We start from the raw sequence: 13,410 nt of genomic DNA, 5'->3' as shown, positions 1-13,410 counted from the left end.
TTTTGCGAGTTCAACCAAATCGGATGCCCGCCATGTCACCTCTTTTTTCCTCCCTGCTCGCCATCGGCGCGGGCATCAGCGTCGCCCTACAGCAAGTCCTCAACGCCAGCCTGCGGGTGCAGATCGGCTCTCCCTGGTGGGCCGGCTTTGTCAGCTACTTCGTGGGCTGCATGGTCATGCTGGTAATGGCCTTGCTCCTGTCCGGGCCCACGCTCTCGCTGGCGGGGCTGGGTGCAGCACCTGGTGCCTGGGTCTCCTGGACCGGAGGCCTGTTCGGCGCCATCTTCATTGCCATCGCCATTTTGATGGTGCCCAGACTCGGGGCGGCTTATGCCATTGGCCTGATGGTGGTGGGCCAGATGCTGGGCTCGCTGCTTTTCGACCACCTGGGGCTGCTGGGTCTTGAGCAGCAGCCCATCACCATGGTTCGCGCCCTGGGGGCTGTGCTGCTCATCCTGGGGGTCTTGTTGGTACGAGCCTGAAGTAGGATGGTGTTGCGCTTCAGGCACGCGGCGGATTCAGCGGGCCGGATACATCCGAAGCCCTGCTACCTGGGCCCGGCAGCCAGCGCAGGGGCTTCGGCGGCTGTGTGAAATCCTCTCGCAAAAACTGGCGTTCAAGCATACTGGTAGCGCTACCTTTGCTATCAAAAACAGGGCTTCTGACAAAGCCCTGTTTTTTGCCTGGGCCTGTGCAAGAGGCGGCCTGCGGTCCGAAGTAATCTTGTCTCTTTGGGCCCGGTCTTGTGGTGCAAGCCTTTTACCGCCTGCGCATGGCAGGCCGTGCCCCCACGGTCCGGCGCTACACCCCGCAGATGCGAATGGTCTGAGCGTGTAACAGCTGGGCCAGATCACAGGAGACAAAAAAACCATGCGAATCGGCGTCGAACAAGCCCAGGAATGGGCCCGGCATGCGGCCATGGCCGCTGGTGCGGATGAAAGAACGGCCACATCCCTGGCCAAAGCCACGGTCGCCGCAGAACTTGCGGGCCATGCATCTGTTGGCTTTGCACATTTGCTGGATTACCTGGACGGCTTTGCCACGGGCCGGATTGCCGGGTCTGCACAGCCGGACTGCCAGTATCCCGTACCCACCACGATCCAGGTGGATGCCAAAGCAGGCATTGGCCAGCTGGGCTTTGACATCACGTTCGAAAAGCTGGTGAATGCCGCGCAGCAGTACGGCGTCGGGCTTTTCTCGCAACACAACAGCTACACCGTGGGCGAGCTGGGTGACTAGAGCGTGTTTGCGATCTCTACGCAGGCGCGTTGGAGCGCAATCGGGATGAGTTCGAAGTGATGGGGCGCAGCTTGCACCGGGGTGCAAGCAAGCGCCAGCGCGAAGAAATCGCCCGATTTCGCTCCAACCCTTCGGGCCAGTGCCTTTGCGGGCGGCCTACTGTGTTGCGAATCCTCGCAATAGCACGGCTATTGCTGTGGTATCGCGCCTTGTATCCCATCCCGCAAAGGCGCTGGCGCGCCGCGAGGAGATCGCAAACACGCTCTTACCCGGCGGCTGGCCCATGCCGGCTTGCTGAGCCTGGCCTGCACCAATGGGCCCGCCATGGTGACCACCGCCAGCAGCCGCCAGCCCGTCTATGGAACCAACCCGTTCTCCTTCGCAGCCCCTGTGGAAAATGCCCCGCCCCTGGTCATCGACCAGGCCTCGAGTGCCACCGCATTCGTCAATGTTCGGGATGCAGCCTCGCGCGGGGCCAGCATTCCTGAGGCATGGGCACTGGATGCATCGGGCGAGCCCACGACCGATGCCCGCGCAGCGCTCACCGGAATGCTGCTGGCCTTCGGCGGCGGACGCGGCGCCAATATGGCGCTGATGGTGGAGGTCTTGGCGGCTGGGGCAACAGGGGCGAACTGGTCTTTGGATGCGCCCTCGTTCCAGGACGGCAACGCCTCACCGGGGGTCGGGCTTTTTATCATTGCCATCGCCCCCCGCGCTCTCGCGCCAGACCTCCCGCGTCGGCTGGCAGCCCAAGTCCAGCGGCTACAGCGCAAGGGGATTTATGTGCCCGGCAGAGGCAATGCACCCGATGGCATTGAGATCCCCCAGGCACTGCTAGCGCGCTTGCAGCGGTACTAAACAGCGGCGTGCTGCGCACGCACTACGGCACACCGTCAGCCACAAGCACAGGCGATAGAGAAAGCCGCTAACGCTTTCCCATCTTGCGGTAGCAGCTATCAAAAAAAGAGGGCTTCAGACAAAGCCCTCTTGATGTCCTGGCCGATGGCTACCCGCAGCAGGCACTGCCATGCGCCGCCCCGGTGGACGCGCATTGGCTTGCCGCCGGCTCCACCAACGCAGGCGTGTAGCCCGCCTCCTGAATGGCCTCGGCGTATTCGGCCTCGGTGGCCTGGCCCGCGATCTGCAACGTCCGGTCCTGAATGTTGATCTCGATACGGGCTTGCTCATCCATGCCGACGATGGCGCGCTGGATGCGTCCGGCGCAAGCGCCGCATTTCATATCGGCCACGTGAAAAGTTGTCATAAAAGCTGTCATCGCATACTCCTTAGAAAGTGGTGTGCAAAGTCTCGGCCCTGACAACGTGTAAAGGTCAAGCACGGGGGCAAAAAAACGCTGCCGGCATCTGCGGCCATGCGCCCTGCCTTGCCTGGCCGCTTTCAATGCCAGGCAGGCCCGCGCAAAGCCTGTCGGTTGCCCCTGGGCCTGCGTCTTTTCCGGGCAGGCTGCACGCCAAGCAGCACGCAAGCCAAGGGTTAACCCCGGTTTTTGAGCCCTAGCGCAATGCCACGCTGTCATTTACCGGACAACTTCATCCGAAGACCTCTCTCTGATCCACATCAGAGCTCGTCCCTGACGCGACAATGGGACGGTTTTCAGTCACAGAAACGACAGGCCATGGACGACCCGATTCTTACTATCGAAGAACGTGAAGCGATCAACTCAGGACGCTGGTTTTCATCTCTTTCCCCGTCACTTCGGCACGACATACTTCGATGCGCATACGTCAAACGTTTCAAGGATGGTGCACTCATCTGCGCCCGCGGCGAGCCGCCCGAGGACTGGATTGCCTGTGCCAAAGGGGCGGTGCGGGTGAGCTCGACCTCCATCACGGGCAAGCAGATCACGCTGACCTATGTGGAGCCGGGCATCTGGTTTGGGGATGTGGCCATCTTCGACGGAGATCGACGCACGCACGACGCCTACGCCCATGGCACAACCACGCTGGTGTGCGTGACCAAGGCGGACTTCAAGCGCATTTTGGCTTCGCATGTGGAGTTCTACGAAGCCATGCTGTGGCTGCAAGCCAGGCGCATACGCCAGCTCTACGGCCTGGTCGAGGACTTGAACACCTTGCCGCTGCGCGCGCGCCTGGCCAAGCAACTGCTGCACCTGGCGCGCAGCTACGGCATTCCCAGCCTGTCGAACAGCCCGGAAATCCGCATCGGTCTGCAGCTGGCACAGGAAGAGCTGGCGCAGCTGCTGGGGGCATCACGCCAGCGGGTGAACCAGGAGCTCAAGGGCATGGAGCGCGAGGGCAGCATCCGCATCGAGCCCGGTGGGCTGGTGGTACGCGACCGCAATGCGCTGCTGCGCATCGCGGAAACTGACTTTTAGGGACTTATGACCAACTTTGACCACTTTGTAGGCACCAAACCTGTATCCGACACCCACGCATTCGATATGGCGGCATTGACCGCCTGGATGCAGCAGCATGTGCCCGGCTTTGCCGGCCCGCTGCAGGCAGAGATGTTCAAGGGCGGGCAATCCAACCCCACCTACAAACTGGTCACACCGGGGCGCAGCTATGTGATGCGCTCCAAACCCGGGCCGGTGGCCAAGCTGCTGCCCTCGGCCCATGCCATTGAGCGCGAATTCAAGGTCATGCGCGGCCTGGCCGGCACCCCGGTGCCGGTGCCCCATATGGAAGCGCTGTGCGAGGACGAATCCATCATCGGCCGCGCCTTCTACATCATGGAATTCAAAGAGGGCCGGGTGCTGTGGGACCAGTCCCTGCCCGGCATGACGCCAGCCCAGCGCGGCGCCATCTATGACGAGATGAACCGTGTGATTGCCGCGCTGCACACCGTGGACTTTGCGGCCCGGGGCCTGGCGGACTACGGCAAGAGTGGCAACTACTTCGAGCGCCAGATCAGCCGCTGGAGCAAGCAGTATGTGGCCTCCGTCACCCAGCCCATTCCCGAGATGGACCAGCTGATGGCCTGGCTGCCGGCCAATATGCCCGACAGCGCCAAGGATGAGCGCAAGGTCTCTATCGTCCACGGCGACTACCGCCTGGACAACGTGATGTTCCACGCCAGCGAGCCCCATGCCGTGGCCGTGCTGGACTGGGAGCTGTCCACCCTGGGCCACCCGCTGGCCGACTTCAGCTACCACTGCATGGCCTGGCATATCCCGGCCTCGCTGAGCCGGGGCATTGGCGGCCTGGACCTGGCGGCGCTGGGCATTCCCTCCGAATCCGACTATCTGCGCCGCTACTGCGAGCGCACCGGCCTGGCCACGCCCGAGCAGCTGCAGGCGGACTGGAACTTCTACCTCGCCTACAACATGTTCCGCATCGCCGCCATCTTGCAAGGCATTGCCAAGCGGGTGGAGGCAGGCACCGCATCCAGCGCCCAGGCCAAGGCCTCGGGCGACACCGCCCGCCCCATGGCGGAGCTGGCCTGGTCCTACGCCCGCAAACACCGGGCCTGATTCGCCCCGCCCTGCAACGGGCGGTCTATTCCCACCCTCTGTGCAAGACGGCCTGCGGCTGCCGGGGGCAGCGCGCGTCCCAGTGCGCCCATCATCCTCAAGGAGATCCCATGGACTTCGACTACTCGCCCAAAACCAAGGAGCTGCAGGCGCGCCTGCAGCGCTTCATGGAAGAGCACATCTACCCCAGCGAGGCGGAGTACTTCCGCGAGCTGCAGGCCAATACCGATGCCGGCAAGCGCTGGAGCCATCTGCAGCTGCTGGAGCGCCTGAAAGACAAGGCCAAGGAAGCCGGCCTGTGGAATCTGTTCCTGCCCCAGGACACGGCCGAGATCGCCGGCGTGCAAGGCGCGGGCCTGAGCAACCAGGAATACGCCCCACTGGCCGAAATCATGGGCCGCGTGGGCTGGGCTTCCGAGGTGTTCAACTGCGGCGCTCCCGACACCGGTAATATGGAAACCATTGCCCGCTACGGCACGGACGAGCACCGCGAGCGCTGGCTCAAGCCCTTGCTCAATGGCGACATCCGCTCGGCCTTTGCCATGACCGAGCCGGAAGTGGCCTCCTCCGACGCCACCAACATCTGCACCCGCATCGAGCGCCAGGGCGATGAATATGTCATCAACGGCCACAAGTGGTGGATCTCGGGTGCAGGCGATCCACGCTGCGCCATCTACATCACCATGGGCAAGACCGACCCGGACGCCCCCAAGCATTCCCAGCAAAGCATGGTGCTGGTGCCTGCCGACACCCCGGGCGTGCGCCTGGTGCGTCCGCTGTCGGTGATGGGCTATGACGATGCGCCCCACGGCCATATGGAGATGTATTTCGAGAACGTGCGCGTGCCGGTCAGCAACATCTTGCTGGGCGAGGGCCGCGGCTTCGAGATTGCCCAGGGCCGCCTTGGCCCCGGCCGCATCCACCACTGCATGCGCCTGATCGGCAAGGCCGAGCGTGCGCTGGAGCTGATGTGCCAGCGCGCCAACAGCCGCACCGCCTTTGGCAAAACCATTGCCCAGCAGACCGTGACACAGGAACGCATTGCCGAGGCGCGTTGCCGCATCGACATGGCCCGCCTGCTGACCCTCAAAGCGGCCTGGATGATGGACACCGTGGGCAACAAGGTGGCGCGCACCGAGATTGCCATGATCAAGGTGGTGGCGCCCAAGCTGGCCTGCGACGTGATCGACTGGGCCATCCAGGTGCACGGCGGCGGCGGTCTGTGCCAGGACTTCCCGCTGGCCATGGACTACGCCCATGCCCGTACCCTGCGCTTTGCCGACGGCCCGGACGAGGTGCACCGCAATGCCATCGCCAAGTGGGAGCTGGGCAAATACGGCAGCTACGGCAAGAACGCCGACGTGCCCATTACCCGCGGCAGCTGATACCGCACGGCCCGGCCTGCCCTGTGCATGCTGGGCCTGCGCGCAAGACCATCAGCCCTGGAATGCCTGGCGTTCCAGGGCTTTTTTGCGCGCACGCTAGGCCACGGAAGGTAGCCGCTTTGCTGTCGTTTTTTTGCATCATTGCGACAACGGCAAAGCCACGGCTACGAGACCCACTTTGCAGCAATCTCTCGGTACATCCAGCATTGGCCGGCAACCCCGCTATCTCACCTCCCGAGGAAGGCAGGGAGCAGCCACTACGGGGAAAAGACTTCGGTCGGAAAAATGTAACTCCCCCTTTACATATCCGCCGTCCTCCTAGAATTGATTCGTTGCGCGGCATTTCCGTTGCGCAATGGGCCCAGGCGCCATACGGTGCATGAACATTCCCTCACTTGACTGGCTTGCACTTCTTGTTGCATGCCAGCCACCCAACTGCCCTTTCTTATGCAGTTTTTTCAAAATCTCAAACTCACCCACAAGCTGCTGCTTTCCTTTTGCGTGGTGCTGGCACTGACCTTCGGGGTCGGCCTGCTGTCCATCGTGCAGCTCGATCGCGTCAACCAGGCAGGTTCGGAGCTGGCGCGCCAATGGCTGCCCGCGACCCGCACCACACTGGATGTCAAATACCAGCTGCAGCGCTATCGCGCCATTGAGTTGCAGCATGTGCTGAGCGGCAGCGACGAAGAAATGGGCAACTATGAAAAAACCATGCAGGAGCAGTGGAGCTCCCTGCAGGCGGGGCTGGAGCAACAAAAGAAGTTTCTGAAAAGCGCAGAAGACCAGACGCTGCAAAACAGCGTCAGCCAGGAGCTGCAGCTCTATGCCAAGGCGCATGAGCAGGTGGTGGCACTGTCACGCCAGCAGCGCAACGAGGAGGCCACGGCCCTGCTGCGCGGCGAGGCACTGAAGCTGAGCCAGAGCATCTTCACCCAGCTCGACACCTTGACGGCCCATGTGGAAGCCGGCGCCAAGGCCGCCGACGAATTGGGCGACGATATTTACGCCAGCTCGCGCAATCTGATCTGGGTCATCATGGCCCTGGGCGTGCTGGCCGGCCTGGGCCTGGCCTTGCTGGTGGCGCGCGCCATCGCCCGCCCATTGGGCAGCGCAGTGGAGCTGGCACAGGCCGTGGCCGCAGGCGACCTGAGCCACCGCATTGAATCCACCTCCACCGACGAAACCGGCCAGCTGCTGCAAGCGCTCAAGCAGATGAATGACAGCCTGGTGCAAATCGTGGGCCGCATCCACCAGGGCAGCGACTCCATCGCCACGGCCAGCCAGCAAATCGCCACGGGCAACCAGGATCTGTCCAGCCGCACCGAGCAGCAGGCCAGCTCGCTGGAAGAAACCGCAGCCTCGCTGGAGGAGCTGACCTCCACCGTCCAGCAAAACGCTTCGAACTCCCGCATGGCCAACCAGCTGGCCGCCAGCGCCTCGCAAGTGGCCGTGCGCGGGGGCGAGGCCGTCAACCAGGTGGTGGACACCATGACGGCCATCAACACCTCTTCGCGCAAGATTGTGGACATCATCGGCGTGATCGATGGCATCGCCTTTCAGACCAACATCCTGGCACTGAACGCTGCCGTGGAAGCCGCCCGTGCCGGCGAGCAAGGCCGCGGCTTTGCCGTGGTGGCCGGTGAGGTGCGCACCCTGGCGCAGCGCAGCGCCGACGCTGCCAAGGAGATCAAGCAGCTGATCGACGACTCGGTCCAGAAGGTGGAGCAAGGCAACGCCCAGGTGACGGCTGCCGGCCAGACCATGGGCGAGATCGTGGACAGCGTGCGCCGCGTGACGGACATCATGGGAGAGATTTCTGCCGCCAGCGATGAGCAGACCTCGGGCATCGAGCAGATCAACCTGGCAGTCACGCAGATGGACCAGGTCACCCAGCAAAACGCCGCGCTGGTGGAAGAGTCCGCCGCCGCAGCCAGCTCGCTGCAAGAGCAGGCACGCCAGCTGAGCCAGACGGTGCGGGTCTTCAAACTGGCAGCGGGAGCAGGCAGCAGCTCGGCCATGAGCATGCCTGCAGCACCGCCCCAGCCCCAGCGCGCGCCCATGACGGCAGCCCCCCGCCCTGTGAGCAAGCCTGCGCCGGCGGCACGCCCCGTCTCCCATGCGGGCGCCGCACCCGCCGCCGCACCCCGCCCGGCCCTGGCCAGCGCCAGCACACGCAAGCCAACAGCGGTACCGCCCCCCGCAGCAGCCCCGTCGGAAGACGAGTGGGAGTCTTTCTAAGCAAGCCCCCCACCTCGCGCTCGCCCCCTTCAGCGCGGATTGCTGCACAGGCCCTTCGGGGCCTGTATGCGTCAGAGTCCCCGCCACAACCCTCCCCCACAGGCTTTGGCGCACTGCAAATCCCTGAATGGCACATTCTTGTGGCAACGCGTTGCGGCAGCCAGCTGCCCACCATGCGAAAATCTCCCTTTTGTGGCGCCACCATGCGCCGGCCCCTTCGGCCCCTGCCTTCAGGGCTCCGATCACAGAACACAAGGAATTGACCATGGAAGCAGAACGCACCAACCAAATCGGCGCCACCCTCGAAGACCTGTCCGCTCGGACAGAGGACCTCCGGAGGTATCTTTGACTACGATGCCAAATACGAACGCCTGCGCACGGTAAACGCCTCGCTGGAAGACCCCAACGTCTGGAACGATCCGAAAAAGGCCCAGGAACTGGGCAAGGAAAAAAAGTCCCTGGACTCCGTCGTCCTGACGCTGGAAAAGCTCACCTCCGAGCTGGCCGACAACGCCGAGCTCTATGAAATGAGCCGCGAAGAAGGCGACGAAGCAGGCCTGGAAACCATTGAGGCCGAAGCAGCCAAGCTGCGCCCCCTGATCGAAGAGCTGGAATTCCGCCGCATGTTCAGCCATGAGGCCGATGCGCTGAACTGCTTCATCGACATCCAGGCCGGCGCCGGCGGCACCGAGGCCTGCGACTGGGCCAGCATGCTGCTGCGCCAGTACCTGAAGTACGCCGAACGCAAGGGCTTCAAGGCCTCGGTCGAAGAAGAAACCCCGGGCGATGTGGCCGGCATCAAGAGCGCCACCATCAAGGTGGAAGGCGAATACGCCTACGGCCTGCTGCGCACCGAAACCGGTGTGCACCGCCTGGTGCGCAAGTCGCCTTTCGACTCTTCGGGCGGCCGCCACACCAGCTTCTCGTCGCTGTTCGTCTACCCCGAGATCGATGACTCCATCGAGATCAACATCAACCCCTCCGATGTGCGCACCGATACTTATCGTGCCTCCGGCGCGGGTGGCCAGCACATCAACAAGACCGACTCCGCCGTGCGCCTGACCCACATGCCCACCGGCATCGTGGTCCAGTGCCAGGACGGCCGCAGCCAGCACAGCAACCGCGACGTGGCCTGGCAGCGCCTGCGCTCGCGCCTGTATGACTTCGAAATGCGCAAGCGCATGGAAGAGCAGCAAAAGCTGGAAGACACCAAGACCGATGTGGGCTGGGGCCATCAGATCCGCTCCTACGTGCTGGACAACAGCCGCATCAAAGACCTTCGCACCAACGTCGAAGTCTCGGCCACCCAAAAAGTGCTGGACGGCGATCTGGACGTGTTCATCGAAGCCTCGCTCAAGCAAGGCGTTTAAGGAAAGCACATGCTGCGTGAAGGACAAGCAACAGCGGTTTACCGCGCCGACTACCAGGCTCCGGCCTGGTGGATCGATACGGTGGAACTGACTTTCGACCTCGACCCTGCCAAGACCCGCGTGCTCAACCGCATGCGCGTGCGCCGCAACCCCGATGTGCCGGCGCAGGCGCTGCGTCTGGACGGCGACGAGCTGAACCTGGCCCGCGTAATGGTCAACGGCGGCGGCACCTCGTTCAAGATGGATGGCGACCAGCTGGTGCTGGAGAACCTGCCCGAGGGCAACGAGCCCGTGGAGCTGGAAATCTTCACCACCTGCGCGCCCGCCAAGAACACCAAGCTCATGGGCTTGTATGTGAGCGAGGACACGTTCTTCACGCAGTGCGAAGCCGAGGGCTTTCGCCGCATCACCTACTTCCTGGACCGTCCCGATGTGATGGCCATGTACACGGTGACGCTGCGCGCCAACAAGGCGCTCTACCCGGTGCTGCTGTCGAATGGCAATTTGGTGGACTCCGGCGCGCTGGAAGACGGCCGCCACTTTGCCAAGTGGGTGGACCCCCACAAAAAGCCCAGCTATTTGTTTGCCCTGGTAGCGGGCCGCTTGGTGGCGCGCGAGCAAAAGATCAAGAGCCGTGCCGGCCGCGAGCATTTGCTGCAGGTCTATGTGCGCCCCGGCGATCTGGAAAAGACCGAGCATGCGATGAACTCGCTGATGCACTCGGTGGCCTGGGACGAGGCGCGCTTTGGCCTGAGCCTGGATCTGGACCGCTTCATGATCGTCGCCACCAGCGACTTCAACATGGGCGCCATGGAAAACAAGGGTCTGAACATCTTCAACACCAAGTATGTTCTGGCCAGCCAGGCCACGGCCACCGACACCGACTTCTTCAATATCGAAAGCGTCGTCGGACACGAGTACTTCCACAACTGGACCGGCAACCGCATCACCTGCCGTGACTGGTTCCAGCTGTCGCTCAAAGAAGGCCTCACCGTCTTCCGTGACCAGGAATTCTCCATGGACATGGCGGGCAGTGCATCGGCCCGCGCCGTCAAGCGCATCGACGATGTACGCGTGCTGCGCACCGTGCAGTTCCCCGAGGACAGCGGCCCCATGGCCCACCCCGTGCGCCCGGACAGCTACATCGAGATCAACAACTTCTACACCGTCACCATCTACGAAAAAGGTGCAGAAGTGGTGCGCATGCAGCACAACTTGGTGGGCCGCGAAGGTTTTGCCAAGGGGATGAAGCTGTACTTTGAGCGCCACGACGGCCAGGCCGTGACCTGCGATGACTTCTCGCAGGCCATGGCCGACGCCAATCCCGGCTCGCCGCTGGCCCAGCATCTGGCCCAGTTCCGCCGCTGGTACAGCCAGGCCGGCACGCCTGTGCTCAAGGCCACAGGCCAGTACGATGCGGCCGCCCAGACCTATACCCTGACCCTGTCGCAAAGCTGTGCCCCCACGCCCGGCCAGAGCGAGAAGCTGCCATTTGTGATTCCCATGCAAATGGGTTTGCTCACCGCAGACGGCCAGGAAATCGCCCTGCAGCTGCAAGGCGAAGATGGCGCCCAAGCCGCCAAGAGCCGCTTGCTGGTGGTGACCGAGGCCGAGCAGCAATTCATCTTCACCCACGTGACCGAGGCCCCCGTGCCCTCGCTGCTGCGCAGCTTTAGCGCCCCCGTGGTGCTGGACTGTGAGTTCAGCGACGCCGAGCTGCTGACCCTGCTGGCCCATGACAGCGACCCGTTCAACCAGTGGGAAGCCAGCCAGCGTCTGGGTCTGCGCCATGCTCTCAAGACAATAGCTGCCGACGCAGATGCAGAAAGCGCCAGCGGCCAATTCAGCACCCATGTTTTGCCTGAAAGCTTTGTGCAAGCCCTGCGCGGCGTGCTGCAAAACACGCAGCTGGATGCGGCTTTCAAGGACCTGGTGCTCACGCTGCCGTCCGAGAGCTATATCGCCGAGCAACTGGCCGAGGTCGATCCACAGCGCGTGCACGCCGTGCGCGAAGCCATGCAGCTGCAGCTGGCCACGGCCCTGCAGGCCGACTGGGAAGCAGCGTGGGAAGCCCACCGCGACACCGGCGCCTACCAGCCCGACCATGTCAGCGCCGGCCGCCGTGCGCTGGCAGGCCGCGCCCTGTCCATGCTCTGCCTGCATGCCGCACAGACCGGCGATGAAGTCTGGCCCGGCAAGGCCTACCAGCGCTGCAAGGACGCCGGCAATATGACGGACCGCACCGCAGCCCTGTCCGCCCTGCTCTACTGCGCCAGCCCGCTGGCCGAGCAGGCGCTGCAGCGCTTTCACGCCCTGTTCAAGCAGGACGCGCTGGTGCTGGACAAATGGTTTGCCCTGCAAGGCGGCGCCTGCGACCGCGGAGGCAATGTGCTGCCCGCCGTGAAGGCGTTGCTCAAGCATGCGGACTTCCAGATCAAGAACCCCAACCGCGCGCGCAGCCTGATCTTCAGCTACTGCAGCAACCCCGGCGCCTTCCACCGCGCCGATGCGGCGGGCTATGTGTTCTGGGCCGACCGTGTGGTCGAGCTGGACAGCATCAACCCGCAGGTGGCAGCCCGCCTGGCCCGGGTGATGGACCGCTGGAAGAAGCTGGCCGAGCCCTACCGCAGCGCTGCCCGCGCCGCCATAGAGCGCGTGGCCGCCAAGCCCAATCTGTCCAACGATGTGCGCGAGGTGATCTCCCGCACATTGGCCGACTGATGCGTCTGGGCATGCTCCGGGGCCCTGCGGCCCTGGGCCTGCGCGCTTTGGCCTCGGTGGCTGCTGGCCTGGTGCTGAGCGCGCAAGCGGCCCGCGCCCATCCGGCTTTCGAGGCAGGCTTTGCACCGCTGTATGGCACCGTCTTCACCGAAGGTGGCAACTTCAGCGGCAGCGCCATGAGTGCGAAGCTGCAAGCACTTGAGCCCTTGTTGCAGCGGCCTGGCACTGCGGCGCGCGATGTGTTCAGGCTCTACTACACCCAGGCCAGCGTCTATGGCCGCCGCGGCATGCCGGAGCAAGCGGCACAGGCGGCCCGTGCCGCCCTGGCTGCGATGCCAAAGGCCTCGAGCGAGCCACAGCTGGCCTATGCGCAGTTCTTTCTGCGCTACTCCAGCATTCGCTGGCTGGCGGACAGCCAGCAGTTCGATGCCGCGCTGCAGCTGGTGCATGCCTTCCAGGCCGAATACCCGCTGCCACGCATTGCCCGCCTTCCGGCAGCGATGCGCTGGGACCCGCGCAGCACCCCCGCACAGGCGCTGGACTATCCTTCGCAGCTCCAGCTGCTGGGCATCTACGAGGACGAAGGCTATGTGCTGCACGAGCAAGGCAAATACCGCGAGGCCCAGCAAGCCAATGCGCGCCTGCTTGTGGTGGCACGCGAGCGCCTGCAAGCCCTGGGCATGCCGGAGCGCCTGCGCGGCGTGCTGACCAATCTGGCGCAGAACTGCTATGAGCTGGGAGAGCTGGAGCAGGCCGGCCGCTACCTGCAGGAGCGCCTGAACATTGCGCTGCGCGCACAGGGCCATGCCACGGTGTATGACAGCTATTTTCAGCTGATGGTGCTGTCCCATGAACAAGGACAATCCTCACAAGCCAGGCGGTGGCTGCAGGCCTACGAACAACATGCCCTCTCGCAAAAGGACAGCGAACAACAGGCCCGCGCCAAGGCGCTGCAAGCCGAGCTGGCCACACGACCACAGCCTGAGCGCACAGCGCTCTAGGA

Annotated in this window: 11 protein-coding genes; 10 read left to right on the top strand and 1 reads right to left on the bottom strand. The window is 63.8% G+C overall.

What is annotated here, in order from left to right:
- Positions 1 to 32: 32 nt before the first annotated feature.
- The 3 genes from ACA027_RS10440 (at position 33) to ACA027_RS10430 (ending at position 2,097) form a co-directional block, all read left to right on the top strand.
- A complete protein-coding gene (locus ACA027_RS10440) occupies positions 33 to 482 on the top strand; it encodes a DMT family transporter (RefSeq protein WP_370682309.1) in 450 nt (149 codons plus the stop codon).
- 388 nt (positions 483 to 870) lie between these two features.
- Positions 871 to 1,239, top strand: coding sequence for an Ldh family oxidoreductase (locus tag ACA027_RS10435; RefSeq protein WP_370682308.1), 369 nt, complete (start codon positions 871 to 873; stop codon positions 1,237 to 1,239).
- Between the two features lie 324 nt (positions 1,240 to 1,563).
- Positions 1,564 to 2,097: an Ldh family oxidoreductase gene (locus ACA027_RS10430; protein ID WP_370682307.1), complete on the top strand. Its 534-nt coding sequence runs from the start codon at positions 1,564 to 1,566 to the stop codon at positions 2,095 to 2,097.
- Positions 2,098 to 2,245: 148 nt separating this feature from the next.
- Here the strand turns inward: ACA027_RS10430 and ACA027_RS10425 are convergent, their stop codons facing one another.
- Positions 2,246 to 2,515 (bottom strand): heavy-metal-associated domain-containing protein, encoded by a 270-nt coding sequence (locus tag ACA027_RS10425; RefSeq protein WP_370682306.1) that lies wholly within the window; start codon positions 2,513 to 2,515, stop codon positions 2,246 to 2,248.
- A gap of 360 nt (positions 2,516 to 2,875) precedes the next feature.
- Here ACA027_RS10425 and ACA027_RS10420 point away from each other — a divergent pair, with 360 nt between their 5' ends.
- From ACA027_RS10420 to ACA027_RS10390, 7 genes are all read left to right on the top strand, one after another.
- The gene (locus ACA027_RS10420; protein WP_370682305.1) at positions 2,876 to 3,595 is read left to right on the top strand and encodes a Crp/Fnr family transcriptional regulator; all 720 of its coding nucleotides are present in this window, start codon (positions 2,876 to 2,878) and stop codon (positions 3,593 to 3,595) included.
- Positions 3,596 to 3,601: 6 nt separating this feature from the next.
- Positions 3,602 to 4,693, top strand: coding sequence for a phosphotransferase (locus tag ACA027_RS10415; protein WP_370682304.1), 1,092 nt, complete (start codon positions 3,602 to 3,604; stop codon positions 4,691 to 4,693).
- A 110-nt stretch (positions 4,694 to 4,803) separates the two neighbouring features.
- A complete protein-coding gene (locus tag ACA027_RS10410) occupies positions 4,804 to 6,078 on the top strand; it encodes an acyl-CoA dehydrogenase family protein (protein ID WP_370682303.1) in 1,275 nt (424 codons plus the stop codon).
- A 447-nt stretch (positions 6,079 to 6,525) separates the two neighbouring features.
- The gene (locus ACA027_RS10405; protein ID WP_370682302.1) at positions 6,526 to 8,316 is read left to right on the top strand and encodes a methyl-accepting chemotaxis protein; all 1,791 of its coding nucleotides are present in this window, start codon (positions 6,526 to 6,528) and stop codon (positions 8,314 to 8,316) included.
- A gap of 265 nt (positions 8,317 to 8,581) precedes the next feature.
- Positions 8,582 to 9,686, top strand: a protein-coding gene (gene prfB, locus ACA027_RS10400) for a peptide chain release factor 2 (protein ID WP_370682301.1) whose coding sequence is annotated in 2 segments (ribosomal slippage) — positions 8,582 to 8,662 and positions 8,664 to 9,686 — 1,104 coding nt in all. Because the reading frame shifts where the segments join, the coding sequence is not laid out codon by codon here.
- A gap of 9 nt (positions 9,687 to 9,695) precedes the next feature.
- On the top strand, positions 9,696 to 12,407 hold the full coding sequence (gene pepN / locus ACA027_RS10395) for an aminopeptidase N (RefSeq protein ID WP_370682300.1): 2,712 nt from the start codon (positions 9,696 to 9,698) through the stop codon (positions 12,405 to 12,407).
- 11 nt (positions 12,408 to 12,418) lie between these two features.
- Entirely contained in the window at positions 12,419 to 13,408 is a 990-nt protein-coding gene (locus ACA027_RS10390; RefSeq protein ID WP_370682299.1) for a hypothetical protein, read from the top strand.
- The last annotated feature ends 2 nt before the right edge of the window (positions 13,409 to 13,410 follow it).

The sequence above is a fragment of the Comamonas sp. GB3 AK4-5 genome, assembly GCF_041320665.1.
GTDB lineage: Bacteria > Pseudomonadota > Gammaproteobacteria > Burkholderiales > Burkholderiaceae_C > Comamonas.
The sequence above is the reverse complement of the archived record's forward strand: the minus strand, read 5'-3'. Positions and strand labels throughout refer to the sequence as shown.

Coding starts and splice junctions, on each gene's coding strand:
- ACA027_RS10405 (WP_370682302.1), top strand. CDS start 6,526: ATGCAGTTTTTTCAAAATCTCAAACTCACCCACAAGCTGCTGCTTTCC.
- ACA027_RS10390 (WP_370682299.1), top strand. CDS start 12,419: ATGCTCCGGGGCCCTGCGGCCCTGGGCCTGCGCGCTTTGGCCTCGGTG.
- ACA027_RS10435 (WP_370682308.1), top strand. CDS start 871: ATGCGAATCGGCGTCGAACAAGCCCAGGAATGGGCCCGGCATGCGGCC.
- ACA027_RS10420 (WP_370682305.1), top strand. CDS start 2,876: ATGGACGACCCGATTCTTACTATCGAAGAACGTGAAGCGATCAACTCA.
- pepN (WP_370682300.1), top strand. CDS start 9,696: ATGCTGCGTGAAGGACAAGCAACAGCGGTTTACCGCGCCGACTACCAG.
- ACA027_RS10430 (WP_370682307.1), top strand. CDS start 1,564: ATGGTGACCACCGCCAGCAGCCGCCAGCCCGTCTATGGAACCAACCCG.
- ACA027_RS10440 (WP_370682309.1), top strand. CDS start 33: ATGTCACCTCTTTTTTCCTCCCTGCTCGCCATCGGCGCGGGCATCAGC.
- ACA027_RS10415 (WP_370682304.1), top strand. CDS start 3,602: ATGACCAACTTTGACCACTTTGTAGGCACCAAACCTGTATCCGACACC.
- ACA027_RS10425 (WP_370682306.1), bottom strand. CDS start 2,515: ATGACAGCTTTTATGACAACTTTTCACGTGGCCGATATGAAATGCGGC.
- ACA027_RS10410 (WP_370682303.1), top strand. CDS start 4,804: ATGGACTTCGACTACTCGCCCAAAACCAAGGAGCTGCAGGCGCGCCTG.